Here is a 20,242-nt window from a genome sequence, read left to right as displayed (position 1 = left end):
CGTTAATTTAGTTGTAAAAAAGGGCGTTCATGTGACTGAACATCAAGCCGAATATGAAACAAACACTCAGGTAGATGTGGGACAGGTTGTTCAACAACTCACTGATGTAGAAGGTGAAGAGCAAGCTGAGGTCTTTAGCGAAATTCTAAACGAAGCGGAACCTGGCACCATTGCTCTGGTGCTTGAGTCTTTACCTTTAGATGAGCGTTACGAGCGTTGGCAGCAGGTTGAGTTTAGTGAACGTGTCACAGTACTCAGCTTGATGCGTGCCGATCCCCGTATGGGGATTTTGCAGCGGATGCCAAATAATGAAGTGGATTTGTTATTTGCGCAATTAAGCCCAGAAGATTTAATTGAATGGAGCGATTACCTCCCCGAGAGTTTTACTGACCGTGCATTGGCGCAAATGGGGGAGCGTCAGCGACAACGTTTTGAGTTATATGATCAATATTCAGAGAATCAAATTGGTCGCTATACGGATCACCAAATGCTGGTTCTCAGTGATAAGGCAACCGTTGCTCAGGCACAGCGTTTTTTCCGCCGTATAGAACTCGATTGTAATGACAATCTGTTTATCGTTAATGATGAAGATAAATATCAAGGTACGGTAAGGCGTTACGATATTTTTAAGCACAATCCAGATGAGTTATTAATTTCACTTCTAGCTGCGGATAGCAGAGCCTTGTCCGCCGATACGAGTTTATTGGATGCGGCTGAAGCGATTGAACATAGCCGTGAAATTGAATTACCCATTATTGATGATCTGGGTGAGTTAATTGGCCGCGTGACGCTGCGAACTGCAACGGCGTTAGTGCGTGAGCACTATGAGGCGCAATTAATGGCAACAGCAGGTATGGATGAGTCAGACGACTTATTTGCACCTATTATGAAAGGCGCTCAACGTCGAACTGTTTGGCTCGGTATTAACTTACTCACTGCGTTTTTAGCTTCAGCCACTATCGGGCTTTTTGAAAATGTGCTTTCACAGGTTGTTGCTCTGGCAGTATTGATGCCGATCGTCGCTTCTATGGGCGGGATTGCTGGTAGTCAATCGTTGACACTGATGATCCGTGGTATGGCGATGGGGCAAATTTCGGTAGGTAACGTGTTTTCATTAATGAAAAACGAACTGGGTATAGGGATTGTCAACGGTATTTTGTGGGCCATCGTGATTGGTATTGTCGCTGGTTGGTGGTTTAGTGACAATACCATTGGCATTGTAATTGCCTGTGCCATTCTGATTAATATGGCTGTAGCCGCGTTAGCTGGAGTGCTGGTTCCTATGGTATTACAAAAGTTTAATCAAGATGCGGCATTATCAGGTTCAGTCATTTTAACGACAGTTACGGATGTGGTGGGCTTTTTTACTTTCTTAGGCATGGCAACCTTACTCTATTTATAATGGAACATGGCGGCATTTAGGGGTTTAACCAATAAATAATATTGATGGATAATTTTGATATGAGTGGCATTCAGTTTGTGCTGAGCGAGAAACCAGAGGAGTTGATGTTAGCGGCAAGCTTAATAGAGCAACGCGATGATAATGCTCACCCACTGGAACACTCAGTTTTTTTTCGCTCTCGTGCAGTGGTTCTTGCAAAAACACCCCAAGGAAATATTGTTGGCTGTGCAGCAATTAAAGCTGGCGAAGGCAAAATAGGGGAGTTTGGTTATTTAGTTGTATCACCTTTATATAGACGTCAAGGGATTGCGCAAGGATTGACACAAAAACGGATTGAAGTTGCGAAATCTCTGGGGATTGCCATCTTATTTGCAACCATTCGAGCGGAAAATATCTCTAGCAGAGCCAATCTATTGAAAGCGGGATTTAAATTTTGGCGTGATTATTTAAGTATCCGTGGTACGGGAAATACTGTCGGTTGGTATTATTTAACCCTAGAAGACAGTATTAATGTTGAAACTGTAATGCAGTCTTTGGTGGGGGCTCGAACACCCACCGGTGGTTAAATAATCAGTAAGTGAAGCGAATTTATCACTTATATGTTTTTATTATGATCTTTTTAGTTTCTGATTTGTAAAAAACATTCTTTGATTACATAAATATGCAGATTTTCTTTGTTTCTTCGGTATGATCCGTGTCGATTACCCACAGTCATTATTGAGGTGTTTTTATGGCTAAGTTCAGAGTAGCAAGTGTTTTATTATTGAGCGCAGCAGCGCTGCAAGTGAATGCGTCAGAATTTAATCTTGGGTTGAACAATGACGTGGTTTCTACAGAGTTAGAACTGCAACTGAGTAAAGATACGAATGCAGTATTAGGTTATATCTACTCAGATGATAGTGGTCATATTGCCCAAGGGGCTATGCATATGACCCATGATACTGGTGTTCATCACTTTGAAGTTGGGGCAAAATTGAGCCAACTTTGGGCTGATGATGCTCCCAATGGCAGTGCTGTTTCTGTCGGAGGTCGTTATATCCTTTCCATGGGACCCAATATTTCACTCCACGCTGCCGCTTATTATGCGCCTTCTGTCCTATCATTTGGCAATGTCGATGGTCATTATGAGTTGGATTCAAAAGTCCAGTATCGTCTTACGCCCAATATGGCACTCTATGTTGGTTACCGGAAACTCGCATTCGAATATGATAATGCCCGAGATTTGACCTTCGAAGATGGTATATATATCGGTGGAAAATTCCGCTTTTAAGTCTTAGCGTTGTGTTAATTATTGAGCCGGCCAAAGTGAACATTTGGTCGGCTTTTTTATACCCTTTGTATTTATTTCATCGATTAAGCCACTAAGACGCTTACAGTACAAAATCTGCATTTATCATCTAAGTGCGGAGTATATTAATTAATCTATTGATTTTACAACTGAACATATTGAGAAAGGCTGAGAGAGGATCAGTAGAGTGAACTAGCAAGTTGGAGGGCATCCAACTTGCTCGGATTTGACAGATTTCATAAAACGCGAACTTGTTAACACAAATTCTTAAAAGCTAGGTTACTTCGATTTATGCTGATAAAAATCCACCTCTGTATCGTCCGAGAAACGACGTTTTGTATCCCTACGTCGCTGTTTTACACGTTTATTTTTTTGTTTACCTTTGACGTTATCGCCCCATGGCGCATCATCGTCGTCAAATTCATAGGAGTGTGACATGGTCAAAATTCCAAAAAATACCTGTGCCATTTTCAGCACTCGATCTTTTTACCCAAAGGTGCGATGAAGCTAAAGCGAAATTTTTCATCATTGATGGTGAAAAGTTTTGTCCAATAACCAGCTTACATGATACTCATCGGTTTACAGTGAATTTACCTGTTATTTTTCACACTTATCTTTTTGATATCTAATCAGTATTATTATTTGCTGAATGTAGTGTTTTTTATGCGTGATGATATGCGCCCAAAATCTAGGGCGCGAAGATCCAATAAAAATAATGAGTTAGTGTTACTTGTTGCGCAGCATACGCACGACAAACATACCATCACTATTTGCTTCAAAGGGCCATACGGTCAACATTTCTGTTTGTTCACCCGTAAAAGGATGGCGTATCGGCGTGAGCGTGAACTCTGGATGTTGCTGTAAAAACGCCGTCACCACGTCTTGGTTCTCGAGCGGCGACAAGGAACATGTGGCGTAAACGAGTACGCCGCCCGCTTTAACTGCGTGGCTACTGCGGCTTAAAATATCGAGCTGTAACGCGGCTTTATCGGCCACGGCTTCAACACTATCCAACCAACGCATATCAGGATTACGTCGCCAAGTGCCAGTACAACTGCAGGGGGCATCGACTAACACACCGTCGAAATGATCCGCTGGCACGGGGAGGGCAACGCTCTTCCAACGGGCAACGCTAATACCGTTAAAGTGAGCTCTTTGGGCGCGTTTAGTCAGTTCTTCTAGGGCATTGGAGCGAATATCTGACGATATAATGCTGCCCGTAGAGGGTGTTTGAGTATCAGCAGCCTTGGTCAGCATCAAAGAGCGCAGTTGCAGGGTTTTACCGCCGGCACCACTGCAGGCATCCCACCAATGGGCATCGGGTTCTGGCGCGCAAATTTGCCCTATGACCTGTGAAGCCAAATCTTGGATCTCAATATTACCGTCTTTATACAGGGCTATTTCATTAAGATTCATACTCTTGCTGCCAAGGTTAATGGCATCGTTAAAGTAATGACCATAACTAGCATCGATACCTATCGCTTGCAGTTGTGTCGCCGCATCTTGGCTAGTGATCCCCTGTGCGCGGCCCCAAATTGGTGGGCGACTGGACATAGCCTCAATTAATTGCGTTTGCAGAGCCGCATCAATAGGACACACTTGCCAGAACCAGTCGGGTAATAAATCCTGTGGTTTAAGCTTCGCCGCGGGAAATAAATGCTGCATTAGCGTGAGTTTGCCGTCGAGACTGTCAACGGCAAGTGCTTGAGCCAGTTGATAATCGATAGGCGACTGCGATAACTCATGCCAAGCTGTGGCGGTATCTTGCCAAGCATGGGCTTCCAATAACGCACTAGCGCTTAGGCTGGCAAAATAAGTCGCTGATGCTTGTTGATCGCCTATTCGCTGAAACCAACCCCACCAGCGAAATAGACTAAACAAAGATTCACGGATGACTTTACGATCCTTCGAGCCGTGTTTTTTATGTTCTCTAAAGTAATTGGCCAGAATACGGTCGGCGGGCATTTTACTGCTTTGAATTTCATCGAATAATTGCTTAATTGTACTGGCGTAACTGAGCGCACGTTTTTGCGCTGGGGTGCTCGCCTCTGCATTTAACGCTGACGATGTGTTTGAGTTGGATGCCTTGTCGGAAGAGAAGCAGCTTGGATTACCCATAAATTTAGCCTGAATTATGCTCTCTGTGGCTGCGCCTTATGTAGGAGGCATAACTGTAACAGAGGGGGAAAAATAAGTGGCGCAGAGTGTAGCAGTTTTGCCCGATAACAGGCATAAAAAAAGCCCCAAAGTCGCATCAACTTGCGGGGCTTTTTGTGTTTGAGTCACTGAAACTCATAGTGCATTCAGTACCAAAGGGTTATTTGCTGACTATCGCTCAATTACCGCTTGGAAGGTGATTATTTCGTCACCATCTTTTGGATTTGCTTAGCCCGTTCTTCATCACTCATTTCCACCGGTGGTGGCGTTATTATGCCTTTTTGGCACGCGGGTCTGAGTGCTAACTCATCTAACCAACGTTGCAAATGTGTCAGACCTTCCATATTGATGCCGCTCCACTCGTGGATCCGTACCCAAGGCCAAGTGGCGATGTCGGCAATCGTGTATTCGTCACCAGCAAGGTATTGATTTGTAGCTAGTTGAGTATTCATAACCTCGAATAAACGTCGACCTTCTTTTTGATAACGGTCAATGGCTGCGGGGATTTTTTCAGGGAAGTACCTAAAGAATACGTTGGCTTGTCCCATCATGGGACCGACACCGCTCATTTGGAACATTAACCATTGGATCACCTGTGAGCGCTTTTTAGGATCGGCTGGCAGGAATTTACCTGTTTTTTCGGCGAGATACAGCAGAATCGCACCCGATTCGAATACCACAAAATCCTCGTTATCGCGGTCGATAATGGCGGGAATGCGACCGTTGGGATTGATGGCGATAAACTCGGGCTGTTTTTGCTCACTGGTGCTGAAATCTAATTTATGGACGCGATATTCAAGTCCCATTTCTTCCAGTGCGATGGAAATTTTAAAACCGTTAGGGGTCGCGGCTGTGTATAAATCTATCATGATGATTCCTTATATTTTTAAAAATCGAGATCGAGCGCAAAACACAGATAGGCCATCAGTTGAGTGCAATGTGCAAACTGCTCGGCACAAAAACGGGCGGCATCTGGGCGGCAGAGCTCCTCAAAGGCGATATTTTTAACTGCGATAAAATCTTTTCGTTTTAGCTCAGTGAGCATAGGGTGGTTTTTATCAAACCCTTTTGGGGGGCGAGTTAAGCTATCTCCATCCATAGTAAACCCATGGTTTTGCAAGGTTTGTAATGCTTTTTTATAACCGTTGGGATTTTCATCGATACAAGTGCGAATGGCATTTAAGGCTTTTGATTCTGGGTGCCAAATCCCTGCGGCAATAAAACAGCCGTCTTCGGCAATGTGCAAATATAGTCCTGGCGCATGCACATCTTTACCTTGAAAATGCCGAAATTGAATACCGATATTGGTTTTATAGGGCGTTTTATCTTTGCTAAAACGGCTGTCTCGCTGGGGACGCATCAGACTGCCACCGACTTTTTTCGGTACGGCAGTGAGCCTAGGCGAGAGGGCGAGAATACTGGGCTGCATTTGCTCGATAAACTGCAGTGCAGGTGTTCGCACAGTCTCTTCGTATTCTGCCTGATGGGCTTTAAACCAGTCGCGGGAGTTGTTTTGTGCCAGTTTATTTAAAAATTGCAGGCTTGCTGCGCTGAATGTTGAACCCGTCGCGATGGGGGTGTTAGTTGTTAAAGTGGCCATTATCGATGAACCTTATTAATGCATATAAAACGAGTGCAAACAGCATAGATGTTAACCAAGCGAAGCAGAGGCGAGTCGCCCGTATGCTTCACTTATCCTGCCAAAGAATGCTATCAAGAGGATAAAGTGCTGTTTAATTTGGTACTAATACTGCCAGTCTTTAGCAAGATCTTCACTTAAATTTTCCAATGAAAGGTTTTCCTATCGTTTGTCTATTTACATGTAAAGCTAATTGAGAACTATTCTTATCTTTCGTTTTGATGCCTATAATGCCGTCCTAATTTTACATTGAGTCGTAAATAGGAAGATGCTGAATGTGTTATCAGCCTAAATTAGGGAAGTTAAAAACGAAAGTCAGTCTATTTGTTGTGGGGATTTTACCTTCACTACCGTTACTTGCATCGGATGTTCTGGGTGAACCGAAAGTACAGCCCATTGAAGTCATACAAGTTCACGGACAACAGTATCGACGTGTGATGACGGTGACTAAACCCGGTGAAGCGATTATTTCCATGGATCAAATCGAGGAGATGCAGGCGACAACTTTCGCCGAAGTGATCGATGATATGGCCGGCGCCCATATTGATGGCGGCACTCGCAGTGGTGGTGAACGTATTAATGTCTGGGGCTTTGGCGAGACTGAAGATTTTAATGTTTATGTGGATAATGCTCCGGTGGGATTTGAGCAGTATCGCTATGGATCATTTTTCCTCGATCCTGATCTCATCAAGCGAGTGGAAGTGATTAAAGGTGCCCATGATGTGCGCTCTGGCAATGGCGGTTTTGGTGGTGCCATGTATGTTGTCACTAAATCGGCTGATGATTTTCTTAAATATGATCAATCCCTTGGCGCGCGAGTCAAAACCAGCTACGCCAGCAATAATGACGCTATGGGTTATACGGGGACAGTTTATGGCCGCGTGAATTCATCTCTATCTGGTTTGCTGCATCTGACGCGTCGCGATGCGGGGGACGTCACCTTAGCCAATGGTGAAGAGTATGAATATTCAGGCTATGAGCAAAATAACTACCTAGGTAAGATGGATTACGCACAGGGCGATCACCAATTAGCGTTGAGCGTGACCCATTATCTTGATGAGGGCCGCAAACCTTGGGCTAACCGCCGTGGCCCTATGCCTGCAATTTCGGACTACAACATCAAAAAGTACGGTTCCTACGAGCAGGCTCTGTATGCCACAACCGCCTACAACACTTATGAAGACAACACTTGGTCGGCTAATTATCGCTATTCGCCGAGTAATCCCCTGATCGATACCCAAGTGGTCATTTCCCATTCGGCGAATGCACGCCACTGGGTAAGACCCGATATCGCGTGGGAGAAAATGACGGTTTCCGTAGGCAACTTCGGCCATGAATCTTGGCTAGATTACAAACGTGACTACATTGATATCAATAACTTGAGTTTGATTGGCGACCATGAGATCACCACTGGATTACAGTACCGTAGTCTTGACCGCACTTCGCTTGTGTTTAACAAGAGTTATGAGAAGAATCCTGAGAAAAACTTTGGCTGGTACACACCTTACTATCAACCTGAAGGTCGCCAAGACACCTATGCCGCCTATGTTCGCGATGCAATTCATATTACTAATGACTTAACTGTGACTCCCTCGCTGCGATATGACTTTATCTACAGTATAGGTAGGCCAAATATTGCGCCAGATTACAACGATATTGCTGCGGGCCACGACTATAGCTCGACCCATCATTCGGGTTTCTCACCAAGATTAGGTATAGATTACCAACTGACAAATCACGCTCGGTTAAACTTTGATTACGCCTATAGTCTGCAAGCCCCTGTGGTGGATGAAATTTATGCCGTGCAATACGCTAAGGCGAGTATCACTGGCACGAGTCGCAACATTGATGTCGAACGCTTGCATGCCTTCAAATTAGGCCTAATGACGCAGCACCAGCATGTACTTGCCAATGAGGATGCCTTATCGACGCAAATCGCCCTGTTTGCCAACTTAGGCCGTGATGATATTGCCCAGCGCCGCGGAGCTAAGTCTGATAAAACCCATTTAATTCAAAGTGGTTACACAAATCTTGATGGTTACCATATTTACGGTGCCGATTTTGAAGCCCAATATCGCTATCAAGATGTGTTCAGTGATCTTGCGGTTTCATGGCTGCAAGGTAAACACAATGGTTCGCTCAGAGATAGCCAAGATGACGATGAATACTTAGCTAACATAGCCCCACTCGATATTCGCCTGCGTTTAGGCATGTATATTACCGATGACATTTCTATCGCTTGGCAGGGCGCTTGGTATGACGCTCAAGATCATGTTCCCCACGGTGATATCTTTAATGCCGAGTCACCCAGCGAGAATTATTTCCTACAGAATGTGTATTTTGCCTATGAACCTCAAGCTATTTTAAAGGGATTAAGTGTGCGTTTGATGGTAAAAAATCTCACCAATCAGCAAGTGGTACCGTTTCTCTCCGATGGGATACCCGCAGCTGGGCGTGATGTTCGTTTGAGTTTAGCCTATGAATTTTAAAGACTAATCACTAAGGCTGTGTGGACTAGGCATATATAGCTCATAAAAAATAGGGTTATATTGCCTCAGCCCCCTGCCGAAAAATGCCAGTTTATGGCATAATCCGCGTTTTACTAGGCATATAGAACAGAAAAATGACTGAAAATGAATTGCTAAGTCGCTGTGGCGGCAAGTGTGAACTGTGTGGCAGCGAGCTTGAACTCTCTATTTATGATCTGCCAGCCTCCGATGGCCGTGACAATGAGATCATGATTTGTGAAACCTGCAGTGGCCAAATTGCGGCACCGGATACCATGGACATGAACCACTGGCGTTGTCTGAATGACAGCATGTGGAGTCCTGTACCGGCAGTTCAAGTGATGTCATATCGTATGCTTAAGCGCTTAAATGGTGAAAGCTGGGCGCAAGATTTGCTGGATATGCTTTATCTTGAAGACGATTTAAAAGCGTGGGGTGATGCCGAAGTTGCCGCAGCAGGTGACGATGCGACGCCAACGTTAGACAGTAATGGTGCAGTGCTCAATGCTGGCGATACTGTGGTCATCATCAAAGACTTAAACGTGAAAGGCACTAGCTTTGTGGCTAAGCGTGGCACAGCTGTGCGTAACATTGCTTTGACCAACAACCCAGAGCATATCGAAGGCCGCGTTAACGGTACTCGTATTGTGATTCTGACGTGCTTCGTTAAAAAGTCTTAAGTTTCGCTTAGTGTGAGCGCGATTTATTTAGCTCAATACAAAAAAAACCACCATGATCGTTAGCCGACATGGCGGTTTTTTTATGTTGAGTTAGGTAGTTAAGATACGCAGCGGGTGATTTGATATTGGCGTGCATAGCCCTGCGGATTAAATTGCCAAGATAATATCCACGCGATCACACTTAAGCCACCGAGTAATAACCAAGCACTGTTAAAGCTGTTGAAATTATCGCGAATTAATCCGGCAATCCAAGGCGAGATAGCCGCTATGGTATATCCCACACCCTGCACGAAGGCGGTTAATTTACCTGCTAACATAGGATTTTGTTGATGATCCATAGTGACAATCAGCCCGAGTGGAAAAATCCCGCCAATACCTAATCCTGCAAGTCCCGCCCATAAAAATAGCGATACTTGAGGGGCGAGTGCCAGTCCCATAAAGCCAATGAGTTGTAGCAAGCAGAGTAGGGCTATGATGGCACGTCTGTCCGTCGACTTGCTGGCAAGCCAAGGAAACACTAAGCCCGCGATCACTTCCATGCTGGTTAAAAAACCTAACACTAATCCAGATTGAGTTTGGCTATAACCTAGCTCGACCGCGTAGGGGGCTAACCATGCAAGTACGCAGACATAACAACTTGTACCTAATGCAAAAAATATCGCCAATAGCCAACTGCGACGAAAACGCCAAAAGTTAAGTTGCAAAGCTTGCTCTTTTGCTTGGCTCGGTAATGCGGCTTTATGTTTAATCAGGAGCCACAGCACGAGTGCGAATATGCCTAGCCAAGTCCAATGACCTAGACCCGCGCGCCAACCTAAGTTCATCCCGATAAAAGGCGCGCTACTCGCCGCTAATGCGGCGCCGCCCATAATTGCAGTGACGTAAAGCCCCATCATTAAGGGCACCCGTTCACCGAAATTAAGCTTAATCATGGCGGGCATTATGGTTTGAATGAGGGCGATTGCGACCCCTGCCAGTAATGCCGAGCAGATAAGCCAATTGGCATCTATCGCCCAGAAGCGCATTGCAGTAGCGGCGATCAGCAGTAGCAATGATCCCGTCATTACGGTATTGAATCCTAAGCGTTTAGCGATACTAAAGCCTGCAAAACAACCCAGTCCCATGGCGAGCACAGGCAGCAATGTCAGCATAGACGCTAAGGTAAAACTTAAACTGATATCCTTTTGTATGCTGGGCAGTAAAGGCCCAACGGAGGCGAGAATGGGCCGTAGATTTAGACCAATAAGGATGAACGCGAGTCCGAGCAGCAATAAATTCACTTTCTCTGTCAGGGGGGATCGCATGGATTGTCTCCAAAAATAAGCTGAGTTTGATTTGCTGAAAAAGTGATTTGTAGCAGCATTTAGCATACTCATGATGATTTCCTTTCAACAACAGTAGGTTGAAACCACATCACTACAATTCAAAAAGAATCTCTTTCAGATGTATCTCGATATAAAGATATTTTAATTCTGCGAGAAAATGACTAAGATGTAAAGAATGATGTAAAGAATCTTTATATTGAGATAAACCTATGACAGCTAAAATGACGCTAACTAATGCCAGTCCTGCGGATACTAACGCGAGTTCTACGGATACAAAGAAAGCGGATTCGAATACCAAAGAAGATGGCCTCGATAGAATTGTTGAACAGTGGCAACAGCAAGGTGTGACTGAGGATTTGATCCCTATGGCTGTGCTCGGGCGAATCGCTCGTTTAACGAAATATATCGAAGTGGTACTGCTGCAATGCCACGCCGAATTTGGCTTAGGTCAGGGGGAGTTCGATGTGCTCGCGACGTTAAGGCGCTCGGGAGAGCCGTTCACACTCTCGCCTTCGCACCTTTATCAGAGCATGATGCTAAGTTCTGGCGCTATGACCAGTCGTTTAGACAGACTCGAAAATAAGGGACTGATCGAACGGGAGCACAGTAAGGAAGATCGTCGTGGTGTCCATGTCTCGTTAACTGCTGAGGGTAAGGAGCTCATTGATAAGGCATTACCTCAGCATATTCAATGTCAAAGTGCGTTGTTCGCGGGCGTGAGCGTCGAAGATAGGCCTGTGTTACTGCAGATTTTAAAATCTTGGCTGAATCAATTTGAGCCGCAATAATTCGTTTAAAATCCCACTTTAGTCTTTAAAGTAGGCTGATATGCAATAGCGGATCACTTTAGCAAAAATGCGGTAAACATGAGCCAACCGCACGGGATAACATTTGATAGAACAAGGGAGTTGCCATGGTAAAAAGACGTGAAGCATTTGAATTAGCAGGTAAACGAGTCACAGCGGGGACTCAACTTGGGATCAAGTTGCCAGTCGCAAAATTATATACCGATACGCAACTCGAAATTCATGTGGAAGTGTTTCACGGAGCCAAACCTGGTCCGACTTTACTGGTCTGCGCCGCCATTCATGGGGATGAACTCAATGGCATTGAAATTTGTCGGCGTTTATTAGCTAGGGTCAATCCAAAGAATCTGGCGGGCACGTTAATTGTGGTGCCAATAGTTAATGTGTTTGGTTTTATTCAGCAATCCCGTTATTTACCCGATCGCCGTGATTTAAATCGATGTTTCCCAGGTTCCAGTAAAGGGGCGCTGGCAAGCCGTTTAGCTAATCTGTTTGCGACTCAGTTATTAGTGCATGCAACCCATGTGATTGATTTACATACAGGGGCCGTCCATAGGGATAATTTGCCGCAAATTCGCTGTGATACGAATGATGAGACTATGCTCTCCATGGCGAATGCCTTTGGTGCACCGCTGATCATGCATTCTAAAGCGCGCGGTGTTTCTATGCGAGGTTACGCTAATCAACAGGGCATTCCTTGCATTTTATATGAGGCTGGTGAGGCATTACGTTTTAGCGAGTTGTCGATAAAATCAGGCCTTAAGGGTGTGCTCAATGTGATGCGCAGTTTAGATATGCTTAAAGGGCGAGTGAGCAATAAAGGATCGAGTGTCAGTGCTATTCGCAGTTATTGGGTTCGCAGTGAATCCGATGGTTTAGTGAATATGAAGCTTAAACTGGGCCAACGGGTGACTAAGGGCTATATTATTGCCCATATCGTCAGTCCTCACGGTGGTGACAGTGTGGCCATTCGCGCCCCAACCGACGGTATTATCATAGGAATAAGTAATATCCCTGTGACTAACGAAGGTGAGGGTATGTTTCATATTGCCCAGTTCGAAGGTGACGAGATTGAAATTGCCAACGAACAACTCGATGAATTCCTAATGGAATATGCCTAGAATCCCTACAATTTAAACCGCTCTACTGAGCTGGTGAGTGAATGGGCAAGCAGAGTGACTTCATTACTCCGTTTGGCCATGTCCATGGCTTCATTGGCATTTTGAGTTGCTGCTTGTGCTGCCTCGCTCATGCTCGACTCAATTCGCTGACTGTAATTAAGTTGTTCATGGGCGGCTTGGATGATGTGTTGGCTCATGTGATTAATTGAATACAATGAGGCTTCAATCTGACCTATAGCACCATGTAGCGCCTGACTTTGTTCAACACATTCATTCGCTTGATGTTGGCCAGTCCTAATCGCATCGGCTGCAGTGGACGTTTCTTGTTGCAGAGCCGTGATCATGGTTTGAATTTCGGCGGTGGCGGCTTGGGTACGCGAAGCAAGCGATCGCACTTCATCGGCAACTACAGCAAAACCACGACCATGTTCTCCTGCTCTAGCCGCCTCAATTGCCGCATTTAATGCCAGTAAATTGGTTTGCTCTGCGATGCTACTGATCGTCGTTAAAATGCCCCCAATATTATCGCTATGGATACTTAAACGTGACATGATTTCGACTGAATGGCTTAAACGTGCACTGAGTTCAGTGATTTTCGTACGGTTATCATCGGCAATTTGTTTTACTTGATTACCGTATTGGGAGGCTTGGTTGATTTGTTCTGCGGATTCTGATGCTTGTTCTGTCACAAGATTTGAGCTAGTAAACATCTGTTCTGCCAAGGCTTTCGTTTCATCGACGCGGCTAATTTGCGCCGTTGCGGCATTGGCGATGCGCTGGCCTTGTTCATTGGTTAGAGTCGCAGAGCTGTCCAATAAATGGGCATTTTGGCTGATGTTGGTTAGTAGCTTGGCAAGATCGTCACTTAGGGTGTTCATATTATCTATCAAGGTGCCAAATTCATCGTCATGGTGTTTGTGAATACGTTTAGATAAATCCCCTTGAGCTATGCTGGCGAGCGCGCCATTGACTTGGGCCAAAGGGGTGAGCATAGCTTTGGAGGTAAAGAAGGAAATAAAACTCACCATAACGATAAATACCAGTGCGAGCACAATCGCTAAGGTTTGACCCTGTTGAATATCATTACTGGCAATGGTTTGCAGATTGCTAAATCGGCGGTCGGCTAAGGTGATTAATTTATCTAAGGCAAGGTTATTAGCATTAAAATCTTTGTCGGCATTTTGATAATGTTGTTCAGCTTGTATTTGTGCCTCAATGACCCTTTTTTGTGTTTGATAAAGTTCGGCGGGTGTCGCGAGTAAAGAGGAAATAATGGCGAGTTGTTGTTCAAAAATGGATAGCAAATCTAGGGTATCTATTCCCATCGTTTGTTGTTTTAAAAAACTAAAATTGGTATTGAGATTACCCAGCAGTAAACCAACATCTTGCTGGTGGGAATCAATGGTATTTACCGTTTTAGTGTGTGTAAGTTCTCCCATAGTATTACTTAAGGTGTAAAGCATATCGTCGATACGTGTACCTGTACCGATAATTTCTTCGAGTAAGGCTGGATTGTCTGGCAGGGCAATTGTTTCCAGATCGATCATGGCATTACTGGCTTGAGTTTTGGCTTCATTTAGCTGGTTAAAAAGGTGTTGATAAAGCAGTTTTGCCTGTTCACTAGCGAGTTTAGCTTCAAACATGGCCTGAGTTTGCTGTAAGTAAGACTGGTATTTTACTTGCGCTTCTTTCAATGACGTTTGCATTTGCGGTTGATCTACTACCCTTTGCACTAATTCATTTTCGATATTTTGGTATTTTCCCTGCAGGGCGGTAAAAGCTTGTTTGCTTTGAGTTAAAGCAGAACTGTCCTGTTGGCTATAGGCGAGTGTCGCCAGCCGTGACATTTTGAGTAACACTAACTGCAAACTGTTACTCTGTTTTTGTACTGGAACAGCTAAGGTTTCAATATTTTGATAAGCCATTTGCACTTGGGTGAGTGAATAATAAAAAAAGCCACTTCCTGCAATAAGCAGGGCACCTATAGCGCTAAAACTTAAGATCATTTTTTGTTTAATGCTGAGTGTTAACATAGGGCTTATTGCCTCTTGCTAGTGCCGTTTCTAGGTGGATTTATTTAGCATCCTAGGGCATTAATTATTAGGGTGCTGTTTTTATTGATATATTCATTTAAGTGTAGCAGAGTTCTACAGGAGTAAAGTTGCTCACTTTGTTTTCAGTTTAATGGGCGTGAAAGGAGAGAAATGAAAACGGTAATGTTAGGTGAGTCGGCCGTAGTGCCAACAAAAATTATCTGTGTTGGGCGGAATTATGTGGATCATATCCATGAGTTAGGCAATGAAATACCTGAGGATATGGTGGTATTCCTAAAACCTAATTCAGCGATAACGACCGAGCTTCACTCACAACATTTGGGTGAAACGCTGCATTATGAAACTGAACTTTGCTTTATGTTCCTGCATGGTCGTTTTAGTCATGTTGCAGTGGGTTTAGATCTCACAAAACGTGATTTGCAAACTAAGTTAAAAGCTAAGGGATTGCCTTGGGAGCGAGCAAAAGCCTTTGATGGTGCAGCGTTATTCAGTCCGTTTGTGGCGATTGATGATGCAGAGGCACCACTGCATTTCACCTTGAGTATCAATGACAAGCTAGTCCAAGAGGGGCATATCGATTTAATGATTTACAAACCTCAAACCATATTGTCCGAGCTACAGGCATTTATCAGTCTCGATGAGGGCGATATTGTGATGACAGGCACACCCAAGGGCGTGGGAAGTATTCCCGCTAAAAGTGTATTTAACGTCACGCTGAGCCGTGGCCTGCAAGCGGGGGCTGAACCTTTGCTCGAATATCAATGGCTGAGTGTTTAGCGCCTGATAATATTATGTTGCACGAAGCCGAGTGACTCACCTGTTTGAGTCATTCGCCACAACTCAAGGTGTTTAACAGCACTTATCTCTGTGCGATTAATGTTGGATAATTACAGTCCTGCAACGGCTTCCATATCGAGTTCGATATCAGTGCAGCCTTTAGCGCAGAAGATCCCCGCAGTTTGTTCCGCTTTTACCTGCTCGGGTAATACCACTTTTAGCGTTTGCTTACAGCTTGGACATTGGACTGGTTTACCTTTAAATACCCGTTTAATCAGATTTTTCTGCTCATTGAATGAAGCAGCAGTAGTTTGGTTCAATACGGTAAAAGGGCTAGTCGAGGCTGTCGTCATTGGTGCGAAAATCCTTAGCGAAAGGTTAAATAAAACCACATTGTTCGAGTTAATGTGCCATCGATGATGGCTGTGAATGACGGTGATTATAACGTCAGTGAGTGTAGTCGCTAAGTCACGACTATCTATAAATTGACATTTATTTCCCCCGCGGTTGCGCAATTTTTGCGATATTTGCTGAACTTTGGCTGACTAATACAAAAATAAACTCAATTTCAGTTCATTCATAGGTTTGTTTTTCAGTGCTATCTGTAATACTGCTTTTGTCTACAAATTGGGGTGATACTGCTGCAAACTGAAATGAAATTTAAAGGGTGATTGGGGGAAATAATGAGTACGTTTGTAAAGTTAACCATAGCCGCAACAGTCGTCGTACTCGGCATACTTGCCGCGGGCATCTATCGTTTTAATATGACGAATGATGATGTGTTTATGGTCGTGGAAGATGGCCGAGTGATGCCATTTGATGATGCGATGGCTCTAGAGAATGCGAAGGCACAAGCTAATCGTGTTGACATTAATGAGACAGATCTTGTCGTACCAAGTGAGATAAAACCAGTTGCCAATGCATCAGAGGTGATGCTGAAACTGTTTACGCTTAATACTGCTAACCCCTTTGAAGTACATTTACCCGAAGGACATAAACCTGTGGCATTAACGCATTTTATTAAAGTTAAGCAAACAGAGTTTGCCATTGGCGACTATCAAGACGGTGACGTCAAGGGACGAGTATTGCTCGATTATATGCGTATTACTCCGCTTAATTTTGATCCCGCATTAGAGCCAGACACACAGAGTAATGCTCCTATTCAATTGGATTTGAATGCGCAAACAATGCCCTTTGTTGCGCCATTTATTGTGACAACTCAAGGTTCAGGGGTGTTTTGGTATCTTGGATTATTTAATCTCGATTATGAACACTCCAGTTTGAAGCATTTGGGGAGTGTTTTGATTGGAGATAGGATTGAGGTTGATAATGTTGAACCTGTTTATCCCTTTGAGTCACCTTATAAAATCGCCGTTACCTATAGAGATAGGGCACCTAATCAACCTATGTCAGAAAATCCTGAAATCGTTAAAACCTTAGAACTGACAGTTACTGAAACGGGGATTAACTAGAGCGTGCGATGCGTTATGGGTATTTTTGCAGAGTGTGAATAGGGTCTGCTGCCAACAATAAAAACAAAACCCGCCTAGGCGGGTTTTGTTTTTGGACCGATAATTCAGTCATATAGATTGATGTTAATCATTTGTGAAGGCGCTGTTTTGGAGCTGATTTATCAAACCTTTTTAACTATGCTGATTTTATCAACCACCTTTTTAACATCGTCGGTGTTTTCAGCAATTTTTAGCGCGAGTTGACGCTCTGCATCGCTTGCGACTTCCCCTTTGAGAGTCACAACACCATCGGCAACATCGACGTTAATTTGGGTGCCAGAAACATCGGTTGAAAATAATAAACGGGTTTTGACAACGGTGGCGACTTTGGAGTCGGTTAAGGTTTTCATCACATCGCTGGTACCATCATCTTTACTCATTACGGTTAACTTGTTATCGACATCTTTTACCCCATCTAGGCTTTTGATAAGCTCCGTTGCAAGGGCTTTATCGACGCGACTTTCTACTTGTCCGGTTAAGGTCACATGACCATCTTTTACATCGGTCATAATGTCAAAGGAGTTCAGGTTAGTATTGAGTAACAGGGTCGTTTCTGCTTTACCATCAATCCAAGCATCTTTGGCTTCATTTTTCCAATCTTGAGCTGCAGCCACATTTAAGCTGATTGAACCGATAAGTAAGGTTGCTAATACTGTTGCTGTTTTCATGATGATATCCTCAGTTGTTGACTCAAGGATAGATATAGCGTGAATCGTGCCAATGTTTTTAACTTATTGATTTATATATTTATATAATGATTTTATCTTTGATTTAGGCTTGTTGTAGAGGCCATTAATCGGTCTTTTTTACCGAATAAATGTAATTATTGCAGAGAGACCCTCGATGCAATTGACATGAAAAACCGCACAAGACTGTGCGGTTAGTAACTAGGGCGTTAAGGGTTATGAAGGGATTGCATGGCATCGCAACTGATTTGTAACCAAGCAGTGCCTTCGGCAAGTTGACATGTGAGATGTGGATGATGTGCTTGTTTTACTGCCCGCTTTAGTTGAGTTAGCACTTGTTGCTCGATCTCGATAAGAGCCGCAATGGCCACAGAGATTACGTGTTGTTCTAATAGCGTTTCAACTTGAGCATAAGGATTTATTTGTTGGTTAGTGATGTTACCTGTACTTGGATAGTCTTGCGGTAAGGATAGTCTGATTAATAGACGTTTATAGACAGAGGATTGCACCCTAAGAATACGTTGCAGGTTATAGTCATCGACCAGAGAGATCGCGCGAGTGTAGAACTCATCTCCCCTCTGGCAGAGTGTAATAATCCCCTCGCTAAGCTTGATATCGGCGCTGATATCAGTCTGATGTTGCACAACATTAGACTTCATAATCCATCTCCTTATGCCTGAGTCCGGCATTCTTGAGTTAATAATGTCAGTTTTGTTCAGCTACCATGCATATTCCGTTCTCGTTTTTAGTGGTAGATTAAAAGACTGATTTATAGAGCGATATTTTTAGTTAGTTCAGTTATTCGATTGGTATGTCGGAAACTATTACCATTGATGTTGTTAAAGTTTCACGGCTGGCATACAGTGGATCTTCATACACAGGAGTGAACTTAGCATGGCTCGACCAACACTTTTTTATCACCTACAGGATTTAGGTGCCGAGCAAGCACTTGTGCAACTTGAGGGTGCCTTACATTTTAATAAACTGCGTAGTATTGATGACTTACCTTGGCTTGCCCAGCTTGAAGCCAATCATGTTGATGTTGCAGTTATTGAGTTTCCTTGTCTTAGTCACGAGGACTATCTTGATTTAATGAAAAATGCAGCTATGTCGGGGATTGAGTTTATTTTTCTCTCTAATGGTCAGCCCAATCCCAACCTAGATAAGCTTATGGCGCAATATGCAGGTTATCATCTTCGCAAGCCATATGATATGTCACTGATAAGTAGTATTTTAATTGATTTTGCCCAGCATTTAGTCGCTAGTTCACCCAGCCGTTCAAGCCCCTTTTTAAGCGAGTTAGACCAATACGGTTTACTTGTCGGTTCGTCGGCGCCTATGCATAAGTTGTATCGCACCATTCGTCGTGTATCAGTCACCGACAGTAATGTATTAATTATTGGCGAGAGTGGTGTAGGTAAAGAGTTAGTCGCTAATACTATCCACTTAGCAAGCCCGAGAGTGAATGAGCCTTTTATTGCGATTAACTGCGGCGCTCTCAGTCCCGAATTGGTTGATAGTGAGTTATTTGGACATGTTAAAGGGGCGTTTACTGGTGCAAATCGGGATCATAAAGGGGTTTTTGAACAGGCGGAAGGTGGAACGTTATTTCTCGATGAAATAACGGAAATGCCTATAGAGCATCAAGTAAAGTTACTTAGAGTGCTAGAAAATAATGAGTATCGCCCAGTGGGGGGAGACAAAGTACTCCACTCAGATGTACGCATTGTGGCGGCAACGAATCGTGATCCTCTTGCGGCAATAGAGGCTGGGCTATTTCGAGAGGATTTATATTTTCGCTTGGCTCAATTCCCGATTAGAGTTCCACCATTAAGGGTTCGTGGTGAAGATATTATCGGATTAGCGCAGCATTTTCTGGCTTATCGTAATGTGGCTGAAAAGCAGTGCAAAGTTTTCTCAGAGGAAAGTCTGCGGATGATTGCTGCAAATCGTTGGACAGGCAATGTACGCGAGTTAAAACATGCCGTTGAGCGGGCTTATATTCTGGCGGATCAAGAGATTTTGCCGAGTCATTTGCAGCTAGAACAGGAAATCGATAACGCCAAAATTGCTGAGGAAGAAGTGATTATTCCCCAAGGGATGCGTTTAGATGATTTGGAGAAAATTGCCATTTATCAAGCACTAGAGTCCAGTAATGGCAATAAAACCGATACTGCTGAACAATTAGGGATTAGCGTTAAAACCCTCTATAACAAGCTCAGTAAGTATGAACAGCAAGTCGAGGCAGGTGAGCCTACTGCAAAATAATGAGTGTGTTTCAATATAGAT

19 protein-coding genes are annotated in these 20,242 nt (G+C 43.9%); 10 read left to right on the top strand and 9 right to left on the bottom strand.

Translation table 11 applies throughout. From position 1 onward, the window contains the following. Window positions 1-31 precede the first annotated feature (31 nt). The 3 genes from SPUTW3181_RS14600 (at window position 32) to SPUTW3181_RS14590 (ending at window position 2,672) form a co-directional block, all read left to right on the top strand. Complete coding sequence (locus SPUTW3181_RS14600; RefSeq protein ID WP_014610185.1) at window positions 32-1,402, top strand: magnesium transporter; 1,371 nt, start codon at window positions 32-34, stop codon at window positions 1,400-1,402. Window positions 1,403-1,461: 59 nt separating this feature from the next. Next, a complete protein-coding gene (locus tag SPUTW3181_RS14595) occupies window positions 1,462-1,968 on the top strand; it encodes a GNAT family N-acetyltransferase (protein ID WP_014610186.1) in 507 nt (168 codons plus the stop codon). Between the two features lie 164 nt (window positions 1,969-2,132). Further along, entirely contained in the window at window positions 2,133-2,672 is a 540-nt protein-coding gene (locus SPUTW3181_RS14590) for a YfaZ family protein (protein WP_011790073.1), read from the top strand. 297 nt (window positions 2,673-2,969) lie between these two features. Here SPUTW3181_RS14590 and SPUTW3181_RS14585 read toward each other — a convergent pair whose 3' ends face one another. The 4 genes from SPUTW3181_RS14585 to SPUTW3181_RS14570 all read right to left on the bottom strand — a co-directional run bounded on the left by SPUTW3181_RS14585 (window position 2,970) and on the right by SPUTW3181_RS14570 (window position 6,447). Continuing rightward, on the bottom strand, window positions 2,970-3,128 hold the full coding sequence (locus SPUTW3181_RS14585; RefSeq protein WP_041408228.1) for a small highly charged protein: 159 nt from the start codon (window positions 3,126-3,128) through the stop codon (window positions 2,970-2,972). 288 nt (window positions 3,129-3,416) lie between these two features. Then, entirely contained in the window at window positions 3,417-4,808 is a 1,392-nt protein-coding gene (locus SPUTW3181_RS14580) for an RsmB/NOP family class I SAM-dependent RNA methyltransferase (protein ID WP_011790071.1), read from the bottom strand. Between the two features lie 239 nt (window positions 4,809-5,047). Beyond that, on the bottom strand, window positions 5,048-5,716 hold the full coding sequence (locus tag SPUTW3181_RS14575) for a glutathione S-transferase family protein (RefSeq protein ID WP_011790070.1): 669 nt from the start codon (window positions 5,714-5,716) through the stop codon (window positions 5,048-5,050). A gap of 17 nt (window positions 5,717-5,733) precedes the next feature. Then, window positions 5,734-6,447, bottom strand: coding sequence for a DUF2461 domain-containing protein (locus SPUTW3181_RS14570; protein WP_011790069.1), 714 nt, complete (start codon window positions 6,445-6,447; stop codon window positions 5,734-5,736). 314 nt (window positions 6,448-6,761) lie between these two features. On the opposite strand from SPUTW3181_RS14570, the gene SPUTW3181_RS14565 reads away from it, so the two are divergent. Together SPUTW3181_RS14565 and SPUTW3181_RS14560 are read left to right on the top strand one after the other, a co-directional pair. Then, window positions 6,762-8,975, top strand: a complete 2,214-nt coding sequence (locus SPUTW3181_RS14565; protein WP_011790068.1) for a TonB-dependent receptor domain-containing protein — start codon at window positions 6,762-6,764, stop codon at window positions 8,973-8,975. Between the two features lie 134 nt (window positions 8,976-9,109). Then, a complete protein-coding gene (locus SPUTW3181_RS14560) occupies window positions 9,110-9,673 on the top strand; it encodes a PhnA domain-containing protein (RefSeq protein ID WP_011790067.1) in 564 nt (187 codons plus the stop codon). A 98-nt stretch (window positions 9,674-9,771) separates the two neighbouring features. On the opposite strand, the gene SPUTW3181_RS14555 is transcribed toward SPUTW3181_RS14560, so the two are convergent. Continuing rightward, a complete protein-coding gene (locus SPUTW3181_RS14555; protein WP_011790066.1) occupies window positions 9,772-10,977 on the bottom strand; it encodes an MFS transporter in 1,206 nt (401 codons plus the stop codon). A 230-nt stretch (window positions 10,978-11,207) separates the two neighbouring features. Between SPUTW3181_RS14555 and SPUTW3181_RS14550 the strand changes: the two genes are divergently transcribed. Beyond that, window positions 11,208-11,786 carry a MarR family winged helix-turn-helix transcriptional regulator gene (locus tag SPUTW3181_RS14550; RefSeq protein ID WP_011790065.1) on the top strand — a complete coding sequence of 193 codons (579 nt, stop codon included), beginning with the start codon at window positions 11,208-11,210 and terminating at the stop codon, window positions 11,784-11,786. Between the two features lie 125 nt (window positions 11,787-11,911). Next, window positions 11,912-12,925, top strand: coding sequence for a succinylglutamate desuccinylase/aspartoacylase family protein (locus SPUTW3181_RS14545; RefSeq protein ID WP_011790064.1), 1,014 nt, complete (start codon window positions 11,912-11,914; stop codon window positions 12,923-12,925). A gap of 5 nt (window positions 12,926-12,930) precedes the next feature. Here SPUTW3181_RS14545 and SPUTW3181_RS14540 read toward each other — a convergent pair whose 3' ends face one another. Then, a complete protein-coding gene (locus SPUTW3181_RS14540; RefSeq protein WP_011790063.1) occupies window positions 12,931-14,958 on the bottom strand; it encodes a methyl-accepting chemotaxis protein in 2,028 nt (675 codons plus the stop codon). Window positions 14,959-15,129: 171 nt separating this feature from the next. Between SPUTW3181_RS14540 and SPUTW3181_RS14535 the strand changes: the two genes are divergently transcribed. Then, window positions 15,130-15,756, top strand: coding sequence for a fumarylacetoacetate hydrolase family protein (locus tag SPUTW3181_RS14535; protein WP_011790062.1), 627 nt, complete (start codon window positions 15,130-15,132; stop codon window positions 15,754-15,756). A gap of 110 nt (window positions 15,757-15,866) precedes the next feature. Here the strand turns inward: SPUTW3181_RS14535 and SPUTW3181_RS14530 are convergent, their stop codons facing one another. Further along, on the bottom strand, window positions 15,867-16,109 hold the full coding sequence (locus tag SPUTW3181_RS14530; RefSeq protein ID WP_011790061.1) for a hypothetical protein: 243 nt from the start codon (window positions 16,107-16,109) through the stop codon (window positions 15,867-15,869). A 330-nt stretch (window positions 16,110-16,439) separates the two neighbouring features. Here SPUTW3181_RS14530 and SPUTW3181_RS14525 point away from each other — a divergent pair, with 330 nt between their 5' ends. Further along, complete coding sequence (locus tag SPUTW3181_RS14525; protein ID WP_011790060.1) at window positions 16,440-17,228, top strand: hypothetical protein; 789 nt, start codon at window positions 16,440-16,442, stop codon at window positions 17,226-17,228. A gap of 161 nt (window positions 17,229-17,389) precedes the next feature. Here the strand turns inward: SPUTW3181_RS14525 and SPUTW3181_RS14520 are convergent, their stop codons facing one another. Continuing rightward, window positions 17,390-17,935: a BON domain-containing protein gene (locus tag SPUTW3181_RS14520; protein ID WP_011790059.1), complete on the bottom strand. Its 546-nt coding sequence runs from the start codon at window positions 17,933-17,935 to the stop codon at window positions 17,390-17,392. Window positions 17,936-18,162: 227 nt separating this feature from the next. Then, window positions 18,163-18,612, bottom strand: coding sequence for a hypothetical protein (locus SPUTW3181_RS14515; protein ID WP_011790058.1), 450 nt, complete (start codon window positions 18,610-18,612; stop codon window positions 18,163-18,165). Window positions 18,613-18,847: 235 nt separating this feature from the next. Between SPUTW3181_RS14515 and SPUTW3181_RS14510 the strand changes: the two genes are divergently transcribed. Further along, window positions 18,848-20,221 (top strand): sigma-54 interaction domain-containing protein, encoded by a 1,374-nt coding sequence (locus SPUTW3181_RS14510; protein WP_011790057.1) that lies wholly within the window; start codon window positions 18,848-18,850, stop codon window positions 20,219-20,221. Window positions 20,222-20,242: the final 21 nt, after the last annotated feature.

Source organism: Shewanella sp. W3-18-1 (genome assembly GCF_000015185.1).
Lineage (GTDB): Bacteria > Pseudomonadota > Gammaproteobacteria > Enterobacterales > Shewanellaceae > Shewanella > Shewanella putrefaciens.
This window is presented reverse-complemented; position numbering and strand designations above follow the sequence as displayed.

Bases quoted from the DNA above. Each gene is read 5' to 3' on its own strand.
- SPUTW3181_RS14595 (WP_014610186.1), top strand. From the start codon at position 1,462: ATGAGTGGCATTCAGTTTGTGCTGAGCGAGAAACCAGAGGAGTTGATG.
- SPUTW3181_RS14590 (WP_011790073.1), top strand. From the start codon at position 2,133: ATGGCTAAGTTCAGAGTAGCAAGTGTTTTATTATTGAGCGCAGCAGCG.
- SPUTW3181_RS14585 (WP_041408228.1), bottom strand. From the start codon at position 3,128: ATGTCACACTCCTATGAATTTGACGACGATGATGCGCCATGGGGCGAT.
- SPUTW3181_RS14580 (WP_011790071.1), bottom strand. From the start codon at position 4,808: ATGGGTAATCCAAGCTGCTTCTCTTCCGACAAGGCATCCAACTCAAAC.
- SPUTW3181_RS14575 (WP_011790070.1), bottom strand. From the start codon at position 5,716: ATGATAGATTTATACACAGCCGCGACCCCTAACGGTTTTAAAATTTCC.
- SPUTW3181_RS14570 (WP_011790069.1), bottom strand. From the start codon at position 6,447: ATGGCCACTTTAACAACTAACACCCCCATCGCGACGGGTTCAACATTC.
- SPUTW3181_RS14565 (WP_011790068.1), top strand. From the start codon at position 6,762: ATGTGTTATCAGCCTAAATTAGGGAAGTTAAAAACGAAAGTCAGTCTA.
- SPUTW3181_RS14560 (WP_011790067.1), top strand. From the start codon at position 9,110: ATGACTGAAAATGAATTGCTAAGTCGCTGTGGCGGCAAGTGTGAACTG.
- SPUTW3181_RS14555 (WP_011790066.1), bottom strand. From the start codon at position 10,977: ATGCGATCCCCCCTGACAGAGAAAGTGAATTTATTGCTGCTCGGACTC.
- SPUTW3181_RS14550 (WP_011790065.1), top strand. From the start codon at position 11,208: ATGACAGCTAAAATGACGCTAACTAATGCCAGTCCTGCGGATACTAAC.
- SPUTW3181_RS14545 (WP_011790064.1), top strand. From the start codon at position 11,912: ATGGTAAAAAGACGTGAAGCATTTGAATTAGCAGGTAAACGAGTCACA.
- SPUTW3181_RS14540 (WP_011790063.1), bottom strand. From the start codon at position 14,958: ATGTTAACACTCAGCATTAAACAAAAAATGATCTTAAGTTTTAGCGCT.
- SPUTW3181_RS14535 (WP_011790062.1), top strand. From the start codon at position 15,130: ATGAAAACGGTAATGTTAGGTGAGTCGGCCGTAGTGCCAACAAAAATT.
- SPUTW3181_RS14530 (WP_011790061.1), bottom strand. From the start codon at position 16,109: ATGACGACAGCCTCGACTAGCCCTTTTACCGTATTGAACCAAACTACT.
- SPUTW3181_RS14525 (WP_011790060.1), top strand. From the start codon at position 16,440: ATGAGTACGTTTGTAAAGTTAACCATAGCCGCAACAGTCGTCGTACTC.
- SPUTW3181_RS14520 (WP_011790059.1), bottom strand. From the start codon at position 17,935: ATGAAAACAGCAACAGTATTAGCAACCTTACTTATCGGTTCAATCAGC.
- SPUTW3181_RS14515 (WP_011790058.1), bottom strand. From the start codon at position 18,612: ATGAAGTCTAATGTTGTGCAACATCAGACTGATATCAGCGCCGATATC.
- SPUTW3181_RS14510 (WP_011790057.1), top strand. From the start codon at position 18,848: ATGGCTCGACCAACACTTTTTTATCACCTACAGGATTTAGGTGCCGAG.